Source organism: Kribbella capetownensis (genome assembly GCF_004331485.1).
Classification (GTDB): Bacteria; Actinomycetota; Actinomycetes; order Propionibacteriales; family Kribbellaceae; genus Kribbella; species Kribbella capetownensis.
This window is the reverse complement of the sequence record NZ_SJKD01000001.1, coordinates 1,008,039-1,026,034: the sequence shown is the minus strand read 5'-3', so window position 1 is coordinate 1,026,034 and position 17,996 is coordinate 1,008,039. Positions and strand designations below refer to the sequence as shown.

Sequence of the window (17,996 nt, the reverse complement as noted above, 5' to 3'; positions counted from 1 at the left end):
CCGCTCCCACCCGCCCATGCTTCCTTGCGGGCTGCCGCCCGCGGTTGAGCCGGCTGCCGCCGGCGGTTCGACCCCCGGTGGTGGCCGCGGTGTGTCAGGCGGAGGTGGCCAGTGGGTGAGAGCCGCACAGGCGCGCGGCACTTGGGCGTGGCCAGGTTGCCGTAGTCGGGTCGACGCCCCCGAGGACGACTGCCTCCACTCGCAGGTCTCCGGAGCAATGCAGTCGCCTCAAGCAACCACCTCCACGACCCCGCCACGTTGCGGTTGACCGCAGCCCGCACGGGAACGTGGGCGGGTGGGAGCGGCCGCGAGCACGCGACGGAGGAGCGGGCGTAGTCGGTCGCGTGGGACAAACCCAACAATCTGACAGTGCTGTTATATTTGATGCAACAGCACTGTTATATCTCCCGGAGGAGCGTGCATGTATCCCGAGACGGAGCCCTACGACCAGGGCATGCTCGACGTCGGCGACGGGCATCGCGTCTACTGGGAGGTCTGCGGCAGCCCCAACGGCAAGCCGGCGGTCGTCATCCACGGCGGCCCAGGCTCGGGCGCCGGGGCCTGGTGGCGGCGGTACTTCGACCCGGCCAAGTACAAGGTCGTCCTGATGGACCAGCGGAACTGCGGCCGCAGTACGCCGGACGCTGCCGAGCCGGACGTGGACCTCAGCACCAACACCACCGCCCATCTGATCGCGGATCTCGAGCAGCTCCGCCAGCAGCTCGGGATCGAGAAGTGGCTGCTGCTCGGCGCGTCCTGGGGCGCGACGCTCGGGCTCGCGTACGCCGAACAGCACCCGGAGGTGGTGTCCGAGATCGTGCTCTTCAGTGTCACGAACACGACCCGGCGCGAGATCGAATGGATCACCCGGGACATGGGCCGCATCTTCCCCGAGGAGTGGGAGAAGTTCCGCGACGTCGTACCCGCGGACCAGCGGGACGGAAACCTCGCCCTCGCCTACAGCCGCATGCTGCACGATCCGGATCCTGCGGTCCGGGAGCGGGCCGCCCGGGCGTGGTGCGACTGGGAGGACACCCATATCGCGACGCATCCGAACTACAAGCCGGACCCGCGGTACGACGATCCGGTGATCCGGATGCGGTTGGCCCGGCTCGTCACCCACTACTGGGGTCACGCTGCCTGGCTGGAGGAGGACGTGCTGGTTCGCGAGGCGGGGAAGCTGGCCGGCATTCCCGGGGTGCTGATCCACGGGCGGCTCGACATCAGCAGTCCGGCGGACGTCCCCTGGCGGATGGCTCACGCGTGGCCGAACGCCGAGCTGCACCTGCTCGGACAGGCCGGCCATGGCGCCGGCGGACTGGGCGTGCGGGAGCTGATCCTGGCGGCACTGGACCGGTTCGCCCGGTCCTGACCGCACCGGCACGACAGGGCAAAGATTTGATCACTGATCTTTACAACGATTACTCGCCCCGGAACCCTTGGGTGGCATGACTCTGACCCGCCCGGAGCTCGTGACCGACTACACCCTCAGCCGGTCCGATATCGCGCACTTCGCCGAGCACGGCTTCGTCAAGCTGAAGAACGTACTCAGCCCCGAGACCATCGCGGCGTACGAGCCGGAGATCACCGGCAAGGTGATCGAGCTGAACACCCAGGACCTGCCGCTGGACGAGCGCGACACCTACGGCAAGGCGTTCCTGCAGGTGATGAACCTGTGGCAGGACAGCGAACAGGTGCTGGACTTCGTCTCGTCACCGCGGCTGGCGCGGATCGCGGCGCAACTGCTGGGCGTGCAGTCGGTCCGGCTGTACCACGACCAGGCGCTCTATAAGGAGTCCGGTGGTGGCGTCACGCCCTGGCACGCGGATCAGTACTACTGGCCGTTCACGACCGATCGGTGTGTGACGGTGTGGGTTCCGCTGCAGGAGACGCCGATGGAGATGGGCCCGCTGTCGTTCGCCGCCGGCAGTCACGTCTTCGAGCACGGCCGGGACCTGCCCATCAGCGACGAGTCCGAACAGGTCCTGCAGCAGGCGCTGGCCGACCAGGACTTCACTGAGGTGTCCGAGCCGTACGAGCTGGGCGAGGTCAGCTACCACCTCGGCTGGACCTTCCACCACGCGCCGCCGAACACGACCGATGTACCACGGCGGGTGATGACGATCATCTACGTCGACGCCGCCATGGAGATCGCGCCGCCGGTGAACAGCTTCCAGGAAGCCGACCTTGCCACCTGGATGCCCGGCAACCAACCCGGCGAGCCGATCTCCTCACCCCTGAACCCCGTCCTGTACTGACAGGTCCCTCGGGAGCCGGCCAGACAAAGCGCGTGCGCTCTGTACCTATTGGTATGTACGATCCCGGCATGGACATCGATCGCCCACCGTTCCCCCGCACCGTCGCCTCCGCCGCCTGGATCACCGGACCGGCCTGGATCGAGAGCGTCGTACCACCCGGTCCGGCGCCGTCGACGCAGATCGACAGCGTCACGTTCGCCCCCGGCGCGCGCACCCGCTGGCATCGTCACGAAGGCGAGCAGGTGCTGGTGGTGACAGCAGGCGTAGGGCTCGTGCAGCGCGAAGGTGGGCCCGTGGAGGCGATCCGGACCGGCGATCGCGTCCGGATCAAGCCCGGCGAGCGGCACTGGCACGGTGCCGGGACGACCTCCTCGATGACCCACCTGGCCATCGAGCACCTCCCCCACGAGGGCGACTGCGCGGAGTTCGGCGAGGAGGTCGGGATGCTGCCCGGCGAGCCAGAGCCGGCACCCGTGAGCCGGGTCGTCGTCCTCGACCAGGGGTTGCCGGACGATCTCGCCGTACGCCGGGTTGAGGTTCGCCGGATCACGATCGAGCCGAACGGCGTGGCCGGCGCGCACGTCCACAACGGACCGGTGTTCGGCAGCATCGAGACCGGATCGGTCAAGTACCAGGTCGGCGACGACGACCCGCGCATCCTCCAACCGGGCGACGTGTTCTACGAGCCGCCGAGCGACCGCATCTCCCACTTCGACGCGCAGGAGCAGGGCGTGACGTTCCTGGCCTACTTCCCGCTGACCGCCGGCCAGGACGCGACGCTCGACATGCTCGACGACTGACGGTCAGAGCGTCCGCTTCTGCGGATAGATCGTCTCGCCACGCGCCAACTGCCCGACGTACAGCGCGATCCGCTTGGCCCTGGTGTCGGCCCGCTTCGCCTCGTTGACCCGATGGACGACCGCGAAGCGGTTCGCACTGGTGAGGATCTCGAACATCGCCTGAGCCAGGGGGTCCGCGGCCAACGCCTCGGCCAGGTCAGCGGGGATGTCCAGCGCGCTCGAACCGCCGTACGCCTTGTCCCAGCGCCCGTCCGCCTTGGCCCGCTCGACCTCGGCGCGGCCGGCCGGAAGCATCCGGCCGTCGCGTTCCATCCGGGCGACGAGGTCGACGTTCCGCTGCGACCACATGCTGCGCGAGCGCCGCGGCGTGTAGCGCTGGATGAACGTGTGCTCGTCGCGACCCTTGCGCTGACCGTCGATCCAGCCATGGCAGAGCGCCTCCTCGAGCGCCTCGTCGTAGCTGAGGCTCGTCGGCGTGGTCACGTTCTTCTTCGCCAGCACCAGCCAGACGCCGTCGGGTTCACGATGGTGCTCGACGAGCCAGGCCTGCCAGCCGGCCGCGTCCGCGACGATCAGCTCGGCCGTCATGAGGCGGCCGCGGTGTAGCGGGCGGCGAGGTGATGGGCCGCGTCGATCAGCTCCTGCGGCCCGACGAACTCGAGGTCGCGCTCGAACATGCCGAAGGTCGCGGCCAGTCCGGTCCACGACCAACTGCTCAGGGTCAGCCGGCAACTGGACGCGGTGATCTCCTCGACGATCGCCCCACCGCCGGCCCACTGGACGATGTCGGACGCCTTCGCCTGCAGGATCGCCTGGCCCGTGCACGGCAACTGATCCCGGCCCTTGAACTTGCCGGAGATGTACGTCGCGACGTCCGGCGCGGGCAGGTCACGCGGGGTGAACCGCGGACCGGTCGGCGTCTTCGGCGTCATCCGGTCGACCCGGAACGTCCGCCAGTCCTTCCGGTCGAGGTCCCAGCCGACCAGGTACCACCGTCCACCCCACGTGACGAGATGATGCGGCTCGACCTTCCGGGGCGGGACGAAGTCATCCGACGCACCTGGTGAGGCGTAGTCGAAGCGCAGTACCTCGTGCGCTCGGACCGCCATGCCGATCGCGATCAGCTGGTCCGAATCAACCGCAGTACGACGTCTGTCGGCGTATTTGTCGACCGTTGTGACCTGGAGTGCGTCGACCCGTTGGCGCAGCCGCGCGGGCATGACCTGGCGGACCGTGGCGAGCGCGCGCAATGCGCCCTCCTCGATCCCGGTGACCGTGGTGGTCGCGGTCTGCAGTGCGACCGCGACCGCGATCGCCTGGTCGTCGTCGAACAGCAGCGGCGGCAGATCTGCCCCCGCATCGAGGCGGTAGCCGCCGTCGGGTCCCTTCGACGCACGCACGGGGTAGCCGAGGTCGCGCAACCGGTCGACGTCGCGGCGGACGGTACGCGGGCTGACCTCGAGGCGTTCGGCCAGCAGTGCGCCCGGCCAGTCGCGGCGGGCCTGCAGCAGGGACAGCAGCGAGAGGAGTCGGGCCGAGGTTTCGGACATGACTCCAGATTGCCAGAAGAAGCGGCCACAACCTGTCCGCTACTGCTGGAAAAGTCTGAGACATCAAGCCAAGACCGAAGGAGACATCGTGATCAGCACCCGACAGCTCACCCGCGACTTCGTGGTGAGCCGTACCGAGACAGTGCACGCGGTCCGCGGCATCAGCCTGGACGTCGAGCCCGGCGAACTGGTCGCCGTGCTCGGCCCGAACGGCGCCGGCAAGACCACCACGCTGCGGATGCTCACCACCCTGATCACCCCGACGTCGGGGACGGCGACGGTCGCCGGGTACGACGTGACCGCGGATCCCAGCCAGGTACGTCGCCGGATCGGGTACGTCGGCCAGGGCAACGGCGCGGGCCACAACCAGCGGGCCGGCGACGAACTGGTCGGCCAGGGCGTCATCTACGGACTCGACCGGCGCGCGGCCAAGCGTCGTACCGGCGAACTGCTGGAAGCGCTCGAGCTGACCGAACTCGCCGGCCGCAAGGTGTCCGAACTGTCCGGAGGCCAGCGTCGCCGGCTCGATGTCGCGATGGGGCTCGTGCACGCGCCGAAACTGCTGTTCCTGGACGAGCCGTCGACCGGGCTGGACCCGCAGAACCGGGCCAACCTGTGGGATCACATCCTGCGGATGCGCGAGCAGTACTCGATGACGATCGTGCTGACCACGCACTACCTGGACGAGGCCGACTCGATGGCCGAGCGGGTCGTCGTGGTGGACCACGGCGAGCTGATCGCAGACGACACCGCGAACGCACTCAAGGCCAAGCTGGCCGGCGACCGGCTCGCCATCACCGTTGCTCCCAGCAACCTCTCGAAGCTGTCCGAGCTGGCCGGGAAGTTGCCCGGTGCCCGCGAAGTGATTGCCACCGGCGACGAGCTCAGTGTCCGCGTCGCGGACGGACCGGCAGCACTTCCCGAGCTGATCACGGCCGCCCAGCAGTCCGGCGTACCGATCGCGGCGGCGCAGGTGCATCGCCCGACCCTCGACGACGTATTCCTCAACCTCACCGGCCGCAGTCTGCGCGAGACGGCTGCTGCGACCAACGGAAAGGCCGCCTGATGACCACGCTCACCCTGTCCCCCGTCGACCTTGCCGCGACTCAGGACCAGCCGAGGCGAAGTCTGGTGCGCGACATCCAGATCGTGATGACGCGCGAGCTCAAGCCGGTACTGCGGGATCCGTTCTCGTTGCTGTTCGGGATGATCCAGCCGCTGGTGTTCCTGGTCCTGTTCGGGCCGCTGCTGTCCGGATCGATGCGCGGTGCGTTCGGCGACGGCGTCTGGCAGTGGTTCGTCCCGTCGATCCTGGTGATGACGACGCTGTTCGGTACGTCGACCACCGGCGCGAACCTGCTGTTCGAGTTCCAGACCGGCGCGCACGAACGGATGCTGGTCACGCCGCTGTCGCGGTCATCCCTGCTGATCGGCCGGGCGCTGAAGGAGATGGTGCCGCTGTTCGGCCAGGCGGTCATCGTGATCGCGGTGATGACGCCGTTCGCATTCGACCTGCACCTCGGTGGTGCGGTGGTCGGGATGGCGCTGCTGGCGGTGTTCGGGATCGGGCTGGGCGCGTTCAGCTACGCGCTGGCGATCGCGGTCCGCAAGCAGGACTGGATGTTCTGGGTGGTGCAGCAGACGTTCCTGTTCCCGGTGATGATCCTGTCCGGGATGTTGCTGCCGCTGGAGACCGGGCCGGGCTGGATGAAGGTCGCGGCGAAGTTCGACCCGCTCTCGTACGTCGTCGACGCGGAACGCGCGCTGTTCTCCGGCGACGTACTGACCACCGCGGTGCTCTGGGGCTGGGTCGCCGCGATCGTCACCGCCGCCCTCGGGCTGACCGTCGGCATCCGGTCGATGCTCCGCTCGGCCGGCTGATCCGGCGTGACCCAATTGGGTCACTGGCTCTCCTGAGCCGCTCGCCGAGCCGGGATTCACCTACGGTAGCGGGCAGATCACCCACCGCCCACAAGGAGATCTGATGAGGCCCCGCCCTGCGCTTCTGACCATGTTCAGTTCCCTGGCCGTCGCTGCGCTCGCCGCCACGAGCGCGGCGGCCGCCGTACCCCGGTCATCCGACGAACCGTCCGCCGGCAGCACCCGGGTCGTGGCCGCGACCGACTCCGACGGGGACGCGCTCCCCGACGCCTGGGAGACCAACGGGTACGACGCCAACGGCGACGGTGTGATCGACGTCGACCTGCCCGCGATGGGCGCGACGCCGAACAAGAAGGACCTGTTCGTCGAGATGGACTACATGGACGGCAGGCTCGCCAGTGCGGCCGCGCTCGACCGGATCGTCCAGGTGTACGCCACTGCGCCGGTCAGCAACCCGGACGGCAGCACCGGCATCCGGGTCCACCTCGACGCCGGCTCCGCCCGCGGAACGAAGTACGACCTCGGCGGCGGCAACCAGGTCCCGTACGACGCCGACCTCAATCCGTCGGCCACCCAGACCAACGCGATCAAGGCCGCCAACTTCGCCTCGGTGCGCAAGGCCGTCTTCTACTACATGATCTGGGGCGACAGCTACGACGGCGGCTGCAGCAGCGGACAGGCCTTCAACATCCCGAACGACACGTTCATCGTCACGGTCGGCCCGAAGTGCAGCTGGAACGCGACCGACAACTACAACGTCGGCACGTTCGTGCACGAGTTCGGCCACAACATCGGCCTGAAGCACGGCGGCACCGACAACGTGAACTACAAGCCGAACTACCTGAGCGTGATGAACTACTTCTTCCAGCTCGGCGGCGTGCTGAAGTCCGACGGCAGCCTGTACTGGGGCTACTCGAACGTCGCCCCGCCGGCGTTGAACGAGGCGAGCCTGAAGGAGTCCGCCGGTCTCGGCAGCTCCGCGGCGGCGTTCAAGACGATGTGGAAGTGCCCGAACGGCTCGAACCGTACGACGTCCGGCGCGGCCAGCGGCCCGATCGACTGGAACTGCGACGGTGACACCGCGGACACCGCCAGGGCCGACATCAACGACGACAACGCCACCACGTCGCTGACCGCCCAGAACAACTGGGCCAGCCTGATCTTCGGCGGCGGAGCCGTCGGTGGCGGCACGACGGTCCAGCCCAAGGCCGGCACCGGCGAGATCAAGGAGCTCAGCCACGACGAGTGGACCGCGATGCAGCACTGACCCGGACCGCCAACACTCATCAACTGACTTCGCGGGTGGTCGCCTGAGCGTGCGGCCACCCGCGAAGCATCGGTTGGTGAGTGCCTGAGGTTCACTCCGCCCAGACGCCGGTCGCCGCGGTCTCGCGGGCCCAGTCGGCGAAGTCGCGCGGCGGCCGGCCGAGGACCTGCTGAACTCCGTCGGACACGTACTCCGAGCGGTGGTTGCGGATCACGGCGAACAGGTCGCGAACGGCCTCGGCGTCCTCCTGGGGCAGACCGTCCTCGCGGAGCTCCTCGACGTGGACCTCCGGCTCGACATCGACGTACTCGATCGGGCGGCCGATCGCGGCCGTGAGCTCGGCGGCGACCTCGGTCATGGTGAGCGGGCGCGGGCCTGACACCGCGATCACCTGGCCGGTGTACGACTCGTCGAGCAGCGCGGCGGCCATCACGTCGCCGACGTCGTTGGTGTCGATCCAGGCCTCGCCGCCAGAGCCCGCGGAGACGCGGATCTCGCTGGCCTGCACGTGATAGCGGAGGAAGTCCTCGCTGAAGCCCTGCGCGAACCACGCCGGCTGGACGATGGTCCAGTCCGCGCCGCTCGCCTGCACCGCGTGCTCCAGGTCGAGCTGGCCGTCGTACACGGCGAAGTCGCGACCGGGGCTGCCGACGCCGCGGCCGGACAGCAGGACGACTCGGCGAAGACCTTGGGCCGCAGCCTCCTTGACGAACCGGCCGGCCTGCGCGAGTACGGTCGGACCGACCGGCGGCGCCAGGTACGCCGTGTCGGCGCCGGCGATCGTCGCCTGCCAGGTGCTGTCGTCGTACCAGTCGAAGCGCTGCTCGCTCGAGCGGGACGCCAGCCGGTACGAGATGCCGCGGGTCTCGAGTTGCTCGGCGACGCGGCGGCCGGTCTTGCCCTTACCACCCAGGATGAGAATCGGTGTCGTTGTCATGGCTCTAGTTCAGCCGGATTCGATGAGACGAACCATGGTTGTTCGGCGCAATTCAATGTCCGAGACGCTCAAATAGCGTACGCTGCGGACATGGACGTGCTCGACGACCTGCTGGCCGGGACCCGCGCCCGGGACGGGGTGTTCAACCTGACGATCCTGGATCCGCCGTGGGCGATCGAAATCCGCGACGAGGCTCCACTCGCGCTGGCCACCCTGGTTCGCGGGTCGGGGTGGGTCACTCGCAACGGCATCGAGCCGGTGCGGATGGAGGAGGGCGATGTCGCGATCTTCACGGGATCATCGCCGTACGTCGTGGGTGACACCGTCGAGACGGCACCACAGTTGCGGATCCATCCCGGCGGCGTGTGTGAGCCGTTGCCTGGGGCACCGGTCGACTACTCCGCCCGGCTCGGAGTGCGGACGTACGGCAGCCGGGCGTCCGGTGCAGTGATGGTTGCCAGCGGCACCTACCAGTTGGCGGGCGATGTGAGTCGGCGGCTCGTCACGGCGCTTCCGCCGGTGCTCGTCGTACCGGCCGCGGAGATCGCGGGTCCGGTGACGGAGATGGTGAGCGGGGAGATCCAGCGGGATGCGCCCGGACAGCAGAGTGTGCTGGATCGGTGGCTCGACCTTGCGCTGATCACCACGTTGCGGGCGTGGTTCGCGCGGCCGGAGTCGCATGCGCCCGGGTGGTATCAGGCGCAGACCGATCCCGTGGCCGGTACGGCGTTGCGGTTGCTGCACGAGGATCCGGCGTACCCGTGGAACGTCACGGAGCTCGCGGATCGGGTCGGGGTGTCGCGGGCCTCGCTGGCTCGCCGGTTCACCGCACTCGTGGGTGAGGCGCCGATGAGCTACCTGACCGGGTGGCGGATCACACTGGCCGCCGACCAACTCCGCGCCACCAAGGACACCGTCGAGACCATCGCCCGGCGAGTCGGCTACGCGAACGCCTTCGCGCTGAGCGTCGCCTTCAAACGCGTCCGCGGTACGACGCCGACCGCCCACCGCCGCGCGGCTTGAGTCAGCCCGTCGTCGTTCGCATGAAGGCTAGGGCTTGGGGCCAGGCCAGGTGGAATGCGTCGGCGTTGACGGGAGTGTCGTGGCGGGCCTTGTCCGAGAAGCCGTGGTCCGCGCCGGGGAAGTACTGCGTGAAGGTCGCGCCGGCCGGTCGCGCCTGCAGGACCGTCTGCAGAGCCTCGAAGTCGGCGTTCGGTACGGCGGTGTCGGCGCTCGGGTAGCTCACCAGCACCGGCGCCGTGATCCCACCGGCCTCGGCGATCGCGTCGTACGTGTGATGCGGCCGCATGTCCGACGGGATCGTTGGGTGGAAGGCGACCACACTCGCCAACCGCTGATCCCGCGCCGCCAAAAGGAACGCGAACCGCCCGCCCAGGCACCAGCCGATCACGCCGACCTTGGTGCAGCCGAGCTCCCCGAACAGATAGTCGAGCAACTCCCGCTGCTCGGCCAGCGCCTGGTCGTCGTCCATCTCCTGCAACAGCTCACTCAGCTCCGGCCGGCTCGAGTTGTCGGTACTGCGCCCCTTGAACGGATCCCACGCCAACGCGGTGATCCCCTCCCCCGCCAACTCGTCCGCCCACGCCCGGACCTGCTCGCCGATCCCGGTGATCATCGGCAGCAACAACATCCCGGCCCGCCCCACGCGAGCCAGATACGCGCCCTGCTCCCCAACCTCCACGCTCACACCCATGCGCGCATCCTAGGCCGGTGGCTTCACCGCTCGGAGCCAGAAGCGGGATTTGGTGAAGGTGGGTGGGTGCTGATGGAGGTCGAGAAGTGTGTCGGCGTACGCGTCGACGGTGAAGTCGTCGGGGACGTCCCAGGGGACGAGCGTGAAGTAGTAGACGAGGGCACCGATGTCGTGGAAAACCACGCGGCCTTTCCACTCAGCAGGCGCTCGCCACCGCCCGTCCCCAGGTCCAGAACGTGTTCGGCTTTCCTCAGTGCCACGCGGCACGAGGTGTCGAAGTCCCACGGTGGTTCCTCCTCGGTGAGCCTCCCTTGCAGGTAAGAGAAGTCCCAGCCCTCCCGGTGCCGCTCCTCCTCGACGCGCCAAGCCGCGAGCAACTCCTCCCGCTCCCCACTCATGTCGTTCAGGCCGTCCTGCAGTACGGGCGGAAGCGCTTCAGATCGCTGTCCAGCCTGGTGATTCGGTCGAACCCCCACGTGTCGACTCCTGGGCGGTCGATGTCGTTGAGGACGCGGGCGGCCATGTCCCGCAGGCCGCGGGCCAGCAGGGCGTACTCGAGGTGATCGATGTCGAGGTCGTACGCGCCGTACTCGTCGAGGAAGGCTTCGAGCTCAGATAGGTCGCCCGCGATCCACAGGTCGTGCTCCCGCGGACCGATAACGGCCTGCTCCCAGTCGAGGATGGCCGCGATCTGACCGTCGTCGTCCAGGATCAGGTTGTGCACACCGAAGTCGAGGTGGCAGATGATCTCCGGCACCGTCTTGGCCTGCGCCCGCTCGACCGCGGCGTCCAACCGGCGTACGGCCGCAGCCACCTCGTCCCGCCGATCCACGATCCAGGGGTGATCGAGCCGCTGGGCCAGCTTCCGGACGTGTCGCTCGTCCATGCTGAACGGCGGCAGTTCCACCCGGACCTCGAGCTCATGAAGCTGCCTCAACGCCTGCGCGGTCGTCTGCCAATCGTCGAAAGTCCCGACTCGGCCGTGGACGTAGGGAAAGACGGCGTACGGCCGGCCCGCGCAGACTGCGTAGAGCTCACCCGACACCGCCGGGATCGCCTCCGGCACCGGCAGCCCGAGCCCGCGCAGCTCATGCAGCATCCCCAGGCCGGTGGGTAGGCCCGGTTGCTTCCACATCTTGACGAACCAGGTGTCGTCCGCCACCCAGCAGTCACTCTCGAACCCACCCTCATGCGGCCGCAGCCCGGAGACCACGACCCCGTAGTCCCGCTCCAGATCCGTCACCCGCACCATGCCCCACAGCTTGCAGGCCCCACGCCCGTCTGTCAGCCGACTTTCCGCCCCACGAGGTTGTGGGAGCATGGACCTCATGCTGATCACACGAAAGGTCCATGCCGCGTAGGCGACCAGGACAGGTCCGCGCCGACGTCCGTTTCCGGCTGCGCACCCACCCGACCGATGTCATCAGGGTCTCGAACCTCCCGGGACTGTCGCCGCACGGACGCACAGTTCTCGCGTACCTCGAACACACCCGCCTCTGGCCCGGAGCCGCGGCAGAAGCCCTCCACATCTGGGAGCGTTTCGTCTGTTCCCCGTATCACCGCATCCACGACTACAGGTACGACGAAGGCTGCGGCATGTGGGAGTGCTGCCCCTCACTGATCGAGGTCCAGCACATCCTCACCACCGTCGAACACAACCTCCCCCGCCACGACGCCCGACGCTTCCGCCGACATCTCACCCACCTCGACAACCTGTGGTGATGGTCAGCGCGAGGCGAGCAGCGGCGCGGAGACCGGAAGCGACAGTCAGGTAGTTGCCTTGAGCATCCGGAGTACGGCGGCGTTGACCAGGATCAGGATGATCGCGGAGAAGACCAGCAGGGCGACCTGGGCCGGCAGCAGGGCGATGCCCAGGCCGATGGCGAGGACGGGCACGGCGAGTCCGACGTACGCGATGAGGAAGAGGGCGGCGAGAACTTCGCCACGGGTCGTGGGGCCGGCGAGGGAGGCGGCGGTGGCTACGGCGCCGCGGAAGACGAGGCCGGCACCGGCACCGGCGATGACGCCACCGACGACGAACACCGCCAGGTTGGGGATCAGGCCGCCGACGGCGACACCGATCAGACCGAGTGACATGAAGCCGAGGCCGATCCGGAGCTGGTGGCCACGCTCGAACCGGACGAACACGGCCTGGCTCACCGCGCCGGCGGTGAAGACCACGAACGTCACCACCCCGGCCAGCAACGGCGCCCTGTGGTGCAGCACACCACCGAGGAACGTCGGGGCCAGCGACGTGAACAACCCGAAGACGGCGAACGCCGCGAACGCCCCGATCGCCGACGCGAAGAACAACGGCTTCGAGGCGGACGGCACAGCCACCCGCTGCGGTCGATAGGCCGGCCGCTCCTCCAACCGCTCGACGGTCTCCGGCACCAGCGCGATCCCCACCGCACTGAGCAGCAACAACACGAGGAACACCTCGTACGGGCGCTCGAGCGGTGACGCGACGTACTGCGCCAGCAGACCAGCCACCAACGGACCGAACGCGAGCCCACCGAGGTTCACCATGCTCGAGATGAGCGCCGACCGGCTCGGGTCCTCAGCCGGACGCGCGATCTGCCGCAACTCGGACAGATGCGCGGTGGCGGTCGCCGTGAGCACGCCGACGCCGACGCCGCAGATGAAGCGAGCGATCAGCAGGCCAGGCACGTCCTGCCAGACCAGGAAGATCACCGCCGACACCACCTGGGCCAGTACGGCGAGCAACGCGATGCGGCGCCGGCCGAGCCAGTCGCTGACATGCCCGGCCAGATACAGCGAGGCCATCACACCGATCGCGTAGCTGGCGAAGATCACCGTGATCACGTACGTCGGGAACCCGTCGCGGTGCTGGTAGATCGCGTAGAGCGGAGTGGGCACGGTCGAGAACGCCAGGGTGATGAGGAACGCCGCGGCGATCACCCAGAACCCCGGCGCATGCGCGAACCGGACGCGGGCGCCGCTGGACGCCCCCGAACTGGTCATAGCCGACATGTTCCCAGCCTCACGCTCGCCCTCTGCCGATTCAAACGAGAGGTCCGGGCCGACGATCGAGCAGGGCGGTCACCGCCCTGCTCGATCTGGTCGCCGGGTCGCACCTACTGGTTCTAGGCGACCCAGATGGACTGCCAGTCCTTCTGCTCGTTGAAGCGGCGCAATGCGGCCACCCCGCTGAGCCAGCCGAGCCAGGCAGCGTACGGCGGGTTGCCCTCGTCGAACCCGCTCATCACGAAGGTGAGCCGGGTCTTGCCGTCGGACTCGGCCAGCTCCCAGGTGCTGATGCCGGAGTCACCCCAATCGACAGACATGCTCCGGCCCTCGACGACTCCGACGACAGTGGCGCCCGGTCCCGCGTCGAAGCCGCCCATCGCGAACCGGCCGCCGACGTGTGGCTCGATCCCGACCGGGTAGCCGAACCACGCCGAGGCCTTCTCGGAGGTGGTCAGCGACTCGTACACCTGGGCGATCGGCGCGTCGATCAGCGCCTCGCCGGTGAACTCGGCCGAGGTGAAGTCCGGCCGGGTGGTGAGCGCGCGCCCTTCCAGGTGGTCGACCAGGTTGGCCAGCGCGAGCGACCAGAAGGTCTGCAGTACGCCGCGGATCGACGCCCGGCTGATCGCGTCCGCGAAGTCGAAGTGACTCTGAGTAAGTTGGATCAGCGTGGCGTCGTCGGACTCGGCCGTCAGCGCGATCTCGGTGGTGGTCTCCTCACCATCGAGTGTCCACGCCAGCTTCAGCGTCTGGCCGTCGTACCCGAGCAGGCGCTGGTGCGGGGCGTCGCCCTCGGGGATGTAGCGGCCCCAGAACTCGAAGGTCGTAGGCAGGTCGACGTTCGAGTGCTCGCCGAGCCAGAGGTCGAGGGTCTTCGGGTCGGTCAGCGCCTGCCGGACGTCGTCGATGCCGGCCCGGGCGCGAACGTGGAGGATGAGCGGTTCAGTCATGGTCTTGGTCTCCCTTGGGGTAGCACGCCACGGCCAGCTTGAAGGCGTCGCCTTCGGAGCCGCCGTAGCGCTCGAACAGGTCCTGCAGCGTGCTGCGCAGGTCCTGGAAGAACTCGCGCCGCCGGTCCGGTGGGACCCGGATCTCACCGGACACCCCGATGGACGGCAGCTCCGGAGCTGTCCGGTCCAGCGCGGCGATGTCGGTCTGGACCTCTTCCATCAGGTCCAGCAGGTAGCCGAGGCTCAGTTCGTCCTGGGTCCGGCGGAGGCCGCCGATCCGGCCGACGAGCCGCGGGGACAGCCAGTACGAACGCGCCGTCGCCTGGTAGATGCCCTCGTGGACGCCGCGCACCTTGCGCTCGTCCACCTGCGTCACCAGCCGCGCCTCGACGAGGCGCTTGACGTGGTAGTAGACGCGCTGCGGAGTCTGCCCGAGCTGTTCGGCCACCTCGCCGCAGGTGTGCGGCTCGGCCAGCCGCCGCAACACCTCGATCCGCTGCGGCTTGAACAGCGCCTCGGCTTGTTCGAGCTGCTCCAGGTGCATGACGTCTCTGATCACACAAAAAAGTTTGTACGTAAAAAACTTGCTTGTCAATGCACCTGCGGATCCATCGGTCGGGAATGTAAACGAGTAGTTGCTCGTTCTACTGAGTGCCTCGGTGATGCGTCACCATGGCAAGCCACCCCAGACCTGGGGCCTTTGCAACGGATCGTCCGGCACGTTCCTGCCGGCGAAGGAAGGAAGCGCGATATGGCAACTGTCTCGTTCAAGGGAGCCACCCGGGTCTACCCGGGCACCGACATCGCCGCTGTGGACAAGCTCGACCTCGACATCGAGGACGGCGAGTTCATGGTGCTGGTCGGACCATCCGGATCGGGCAAGTCGACCGCACTGCGGATGCTGGCCGGGCTCGAAGAGGTCAACGAGGGATCCATCTACATCGGCGACCGCGACGTCACCAACAGCCCGCCAAAAGAGCGGGACATCGCGATGGTGTTCCAGAACTACGCGCTCTACCCACATATGTCGGTCGCCGACAACATGGGCTTCGCCCTGAAGATGCAGGGCCTGCACAAGGACGAGCGGGCCAAGCGCGTCGCCGAGGCGGCCAAACTGCTCGGCCTCGATGAGTACCTCGACCGCAAGCCGAAGGCACTGTCCGGTGGTCAGCGTCAGCGCGTCGCGATGGGCCGCGCGATCGTCCGTGACCCGCAGGTCTTCCTGATGGACGAGCCGCTGTCGAACCTCGACGCCAAGCTCCGGGTCCAGACCCGCACGCAGATCGCCGAGCTCCAGCACCGGCTGGGCGTCACCACGGTGTACGTCACCCACGACCAGGTCGAGGCCATGACCATGGGCGACCGGGTCGCCGTACTGAAGGACGGCGTCCTGCAGCAGGTCGACACCCCGCTGAACCTGTACGACAAGCCGCGGAACAAGTTCGTGGCCGGCTTCATGGGATCGCCGGCGATGAACCTGATCGAGGCCAAGATCGCCGACGGCGGCGCGCTGATCGGTGACTACCTGGTGCCGATCGACCGCACCCTGCTGGCCAAGGCCGGCGACGACAAGACGCTGACCATCGGCGTCCGGCCGGAGGCGCTCCACTTCGCGGACGAGGGCCTGCCGGTGACGGTCGCGGTGGTCGAGGAGCTCGGCTCCGACGCCTTCCTCTACGGCACCGCCGAGCACACCGGGAACCAGCAGATCATCGCCCGGATCAGCACCCGCCAGAACGCCGAGAAGGGCAGCCTGATCCACCTGGCTCCGGACCCGGAAAAGCTGCACCTCTTCTCCTCCACCACCGAAGAGCGGCTCAACGCCTGATCACTCTGCTGCCGCCGGGCCTGGCTCCATAGGCCCGGCGGCAGCGCTGCGTCTGACTGCGTAATCCCGTTGACCGGGCGGCGCAGGATCGCGTTTGCTCGGGGAGTGACCATCGAGCGGACCAACCCCGACGGACTGCACGCGACCCCCGGCTATCACCATGTGACCAAGGTCCGGGCCGACACTCTGATCTACCTCGCGGGCCAGTGTCCGCTGCAACCGTCCGGCGAGCTCGCCGAGGGCGGCCTCAAGAACCAGACCGAGCAGGTGATCCGCAACATCCTGATCGCGCTCGAGTCCGCAGGTGCCACCCCGGAGGACGTCGTACGCACCGTCATCTATGTCGCGAGCTCCGACCGTGACGATCTGGGTGCGGTGTGGGACCAGCTCAACGTGTCGCCGCTCGCACCGGCGTTCAGCACAGCCAGCACTTTGCTCGGCGTCGCACAGCTCGGCTTCACGGGTCAGCTCGTCGAGATCGACGTCACCGCGGCCCTGTGATCCCTCCGGCGTCGGTGGTCGAGTACGACGCGCGGTGGCCGATCTGGTTCGCGGAGATCCGGGATGGGTTGTCGCCCTACCTGGAAGGGATCCCGCACACGATCGAGCACGTCGGCAGCACCGCCGTACCGGGGCTCGCCGCGAAGCCGATCATCGACGTCGACGTTGTGGTTTCAAGGGCTGACCTGGTGCCGCCCGCCGTCGCGGCGATGGTTGCCGCCGGCTACCAGCACGAGGGCGACCTCGGCATTACCGGACGGGAGGCGTTCACCCTTCCGCCCGGCACCGCGCACTACCACCACCTGTACGTCGTTGTCGAAGGCAACAAGCCGCATCAGGACCATGTGCTGTTGCGCGACCGTCTGAGGGCGAACGCCGCCGACCGGGAGCGGTACGCCGCCCTGAAGCGCGAGCTGGCCCACCTCCTCACCACCGACCGAGCGGCGTACGTCGAAGCGAAGGCCGGGCTGGTCGAGGAGATCCTCCGGCGCGCCGCTCAGAGCTCGTGATTCGGTGCGAGCCGGCGGTCGGCGTCGTACCTGTTCCTGAGCTCGGTGAGCCGACGGTGGTCGCCCGGGTCGAATGCCGCACGGATCTCGTCGCCGGTCAGCGGGCCGGCGGAGAAGTTGAGCAGGCGGCCGACCGTGACGCCGCGCCACGGCTCGAGGATGCTGCGGTGCAAGGCGGCTACGTCGTCCTCGCCTGGTGAGAGCACGGTCAGCGAGTACGACGCTGTGCGGTGGCCGATCGCATTCGGAACCGCGGGCTCGTGGCTGAGCGCACCACCGAGGTGACGGATGCCGATCACGCACATCGCCGACGCGCCCGGTCCGGCGAGCTTCGGCAGCGTCGCGAGCGCCGCCGGATCGAGGTCGCTGAGCAGGGCGTTGTGAGCGGTAGCTGTCCGGGCGTTCCGGCTCGGCGAAGATCTTGCCCGACTCGGTGTACGGGAGCTCGCCGACGGTGTCGAGGACCGGCTCACCGATCGCGCGCAGTGGTTTGATCAAATCTTCTCCGCCCGCGCCGAGGATCGCGAGCTGAACCTGGGCGACGTACCTCCCACGTAGCGGCGCCGGGACCTGCGGGATGTCCGGCAGCGGCACCAGCGCCATGGCCGAGGTCACCTGGTCGGGAACCGACCGGGTCCAGTCGGCCCAGACGTGCAGCACGGTCAAGTTCTGCACGAAGTCGAAGTACAGGCTGCCGCCGTACAAAGTGGCGACGTCGAACAGGTCGACCTCGATTCCGGTCACCACGCCGAAGTTGCCGCCGCCACCGCGCACCGCCCAGAACAGCTCCGGGTCGTCCTCGGCATCCCG

General features: G+C 68.3%; 20 protein-coding genes. 11 read left to right on the top strand and 9 right to left on the bottom strand.

Translation table 11 applies throughout. The features are described from left to right. The first annotated feature begins 421 nt into the window (after positions 1–421). The 3 genes from pip to E0H75_RS05025 all read left to right on the top strand — a co-directional run bounded on the left by pip (position 422) and on the right by E0H75_RS05025 (position 3,058). Positions 422–1,372, top strand: coding sequence for a prolyl aminopeptidase (gene pip / locus E0H75_RS05035; protein WP_131511819.1), 951 nt, complete (start codon positions 422–424; stop codon positions 1,370–1,372). Positions 1,373–1,448: 76 nt separating this feature from the next. Next, positions 1,449–2,258 (top strand): phytanoyl-CoA dioxygenase family protein, encoded by an 810-nt coding sequence (locus E0H75_RS05030; protein WP_131511818.1) that lies wholly within the window; start codon positions 1,449–1,451, stop codon positions 2,256–2,258. Positions 2,259–2,326: 68 nt separating this feature from the next. After that, on the top strand, positions 2,327–3,058 hold the full coding sequence (locus tag E0H75_RS05025; RefSeq protein ID WP_131511817.1) for a cupin domain-containing protein: 732 nt from the start codon (positions 2,327–2,329) through the stop codon (positions 3,056–3,058). Positions 3,059–3,061: 3 nt separating this feature from the next. On the opposite strand, the gene E0H75_RS05020 is transcribed toward E0H75_RS05025, so the two are convergent. Beyond that, the gene (locus E0H75_RS05020) at positions 3,062–3,646 is read right to left on the bottom strand and encodes a YdeI/OmpD-associated family protein (protein WP_131511816.1); all 585 of its coding nucleotides are present in this window, start codon (positions 3,644–3,646) and stop codon (positions 3,062–3,064) included. Then, positions 3,643–4,608, bottom strand: a complete 966-nt coding sequence (locus tag E0H75_RS05015) for a helix-turn-helix transcriptional regulator (RefSeq protein ID WP_131511815.1) — start codon at positions 4,606–4,608, stop codon at positions 3,643–3,645. The genes E0H75_RS05020 and E0H75_RS05015 overlap by 4 nt, the downstream gene beginning before the upstream one ends. 88 nt (positions 4,609–4,696) lie before the next feature. Here E0H75_RS05015 and E0H75_RS05010 point away from each other — a divergent pair, with 88 nt between their 5' ends. From E0H75_RS05010 to E0H75_RS05000, 3 genes are all read left to right on the top strand, one after another. After that, positions 4,697–5,674, top strand: coding sequence for an ATP-binding cassette domain-containing protein (locus E0H75_RS05010; protein WP_131511814.1), 978 nt, complete (start codon positions 4,697–4,699; stop codon positions 5,672–5,674). After that, a complete protein-coding gene (locus E0H75_RS05005; protein WP_131511813.1) occupies positions 5,674–6,489 on the top strand; it encodes an ABC transporter permease in 816 nt (271 codons plus the stop codon). The genes E0H75_RS05010 and E0H75_RS05005 overlap by 1 nt, the downstream gene beginning before the upstream one ends. Before the next feature lie 103 nt (positions 6,490–6,592). Beyond that, positions 6,593–7,756, top strand: coding sequence for a zinc metalloprotease (locus E0H75_RS05000; RefSeq protein WP_131511812.1), 1,164 nt, complete (start codon positions 6,593–6,595; stop codon positions 7,754–7,756). A 91-nt stretch (positions 7,757–7,847) separates the two neighbouring features. On the opposite strand, the gene E0H75_RS04995 is transcribed toward E0H75_RS05000, so the two are convergent. Then, a complete protein-coding gene (locus E0H75_RS04995; protein ID WP_131511811.1) occupies positions 7,848–8,693 on the bottom strand; it encodes an NAD(P)H-binding protein in 846 nt (281 codons plus the stop codon). Positions 8,694–8,783: 90 nt separating this feature from the next. Here E0H75_RS04995 and E0H75_RS04990 point away from each other — a divergent pair, with 90 nt between their 5' ends. Next, positions 8,784–9,716 carry an AraC family transcriptional regulator gene (locus E0H75_RS04990; protein WP_131511810.1) on the top strand — a complete coding sequence of 311 codons (933 nt, stop codon included), beginning with the start codon at positions 8,784–8,786 and terminating at the stop codon, positions 9,714–9,716. Position 9,717: 1 nt separating this feature from the next. Here E0H75_RS04990 and E0H75_RS04985 read toward each other — a convergent pair whose 3' ends face one another. From E0H75_RS04985 to E0H75_RS04975, 3 genes are all read right to left on the bottom strand, one after another. Continuing rightward, on the bottom strand, positions 9,718–10,407 hold the full coding sequence (locus tag E0H75_RS04985; protein WP_131511809.1) for a dienelactone hydrolase family protein: 690 nt from the start codon (positions 10,405–10,407) through the stop codon (positions 9,718–9,720). 9 nt (positions 10,408–10,416) lie between these two features. Continuing rightward, on the bottom strand, positions 10,417–10,590 hold the full coding sequence (locus E0H75_RS43495) for a hypothetical protein (protein ID WP_202872823.1): 174 nt from the start codon (positions 10,588–10,590) through the stop codon (positions 10,417–10,419). A gap of 220 nt (positions 10,591–10,810) precedes the next feature. After that, positions 10,811–11,659, bottom strand: a complete 849-nt coding sequence (locus tag E0H75_RS04975; protein WP_165553453.1) for a phosphotransferase enzyme family protein — start codon at positions 11,657–11,659, stop codon at positions 10,811–10,813. A gap of 98 nt (positions 11,660–11,757) precedes the next feature. On the opposite strand from E0H75_RS04975, the gene E0H75_RS04970 reads away from it, so the two are divergent. Continuing rightward, positions 11,758–12,129: a hypothetical protein gene (locus E0H75_RS04970; RefSeq protein WP_131511807.1), complete on the top strand. Its 372-nt coding sequence runs from the start codon at positions 11,758–11,760 to the stop codon at positions 12,127–12,129. Between the two features lie 45 nt (positions 12,130–12,174). On the opposite strand, the gene E0H75_RS04965 is transcribed toward E0H75_RS04970, so the two are convergent. The 3 genes from E0H75_RS04965 to E0H75_RS04955 form a co-directional block, all read right to left on the bottom strand. Continuing rightward, positions 12,175–13,392 carry an MFS transporter gene (locus E0H75_RS04965; protein ID WP_131511806.1) on the bottom strand — a complete coding sequence of 406 codons (1,218 nt, stop codon included), beginning with the start codon at positions 13,390–13,392 and terminating at the stop codon, positions 12,175–12,177. Positions 13,393–13,514: 122 nt separating this feature from the next. Beyond that, positions 13,515–14,348, bottom strand: coding sequence for an SRPBCC family protein (locus E0H75_RS04960; RefSeq protein WP_131511805.1), 834 nt, complete (start codon positions 14,346–14,348; stop codon positions 13,515–13,517). Beyond that, positions 14,341–14,907 carry an ArsR/SmtB family transcription factor gene (locus tag E0H75_RS04955; protein ID WP_238162833.1) on the bottom strand — a complete coding sequence of 189 codons (567 nt, stop codon included), beginning with the start codon at positions 14,905–14,907 and terminating at the stop codon, positions 14,341–14,343. Before E0H75_RS04955 ends, E0H75_RS04960 begins: the two co-directional genes overlap by 8 nt. Before the next feature lie 192 nt (positions 14,908–15,099). Here E0H75_RS04955 and E0H75_RS04950 point away from each other — a divergent pair, with 192 nt between their 5' ends. From E0H75_RS04950 to E0H75_RS44905, 3 genes are all read left to right on the top strand, one after another. Next, positions 15,100–16,176 (top strand): ABC transporter ATP-binding protein, encoded by a 1,077-nt coding sequence (locus E0H75_RS04950; protein WP_131511804.1) that lies wholly within the window; start codon positions 15,100–15,102, stop codon positions 16,174–16,176. A gap of 105 nt (positions 16,177–16,281) precedes the next feature. Further along, positions 16,282–16,677, top strand: a complete 396-nt coding sequence (locus tag E0H75_RS04945; protein WP_131511803.1) for a RidA family protein — start codon at positions 16,282–16,284, stop codon at positions 16,675–16,677. Continuing rightward, the gene (locus E0H75_RS44905; RefSeq protein ID WP_165553451.1) at positions 16,674–17,186 is read left to right on the top strand and encodes a GrpB family protein; all 513 of its coding nucleotides are present in this window, start codon (positions 16,674–16,676) and stop codon (positions 17,184–17,186) included. Before E0H75_RS04945 ends, E0H75_RS44905 begins: the two co-directional genes overlap by 4 nt. Positions 17,187–17,996 lie beyond the last annotated feature (810 nt).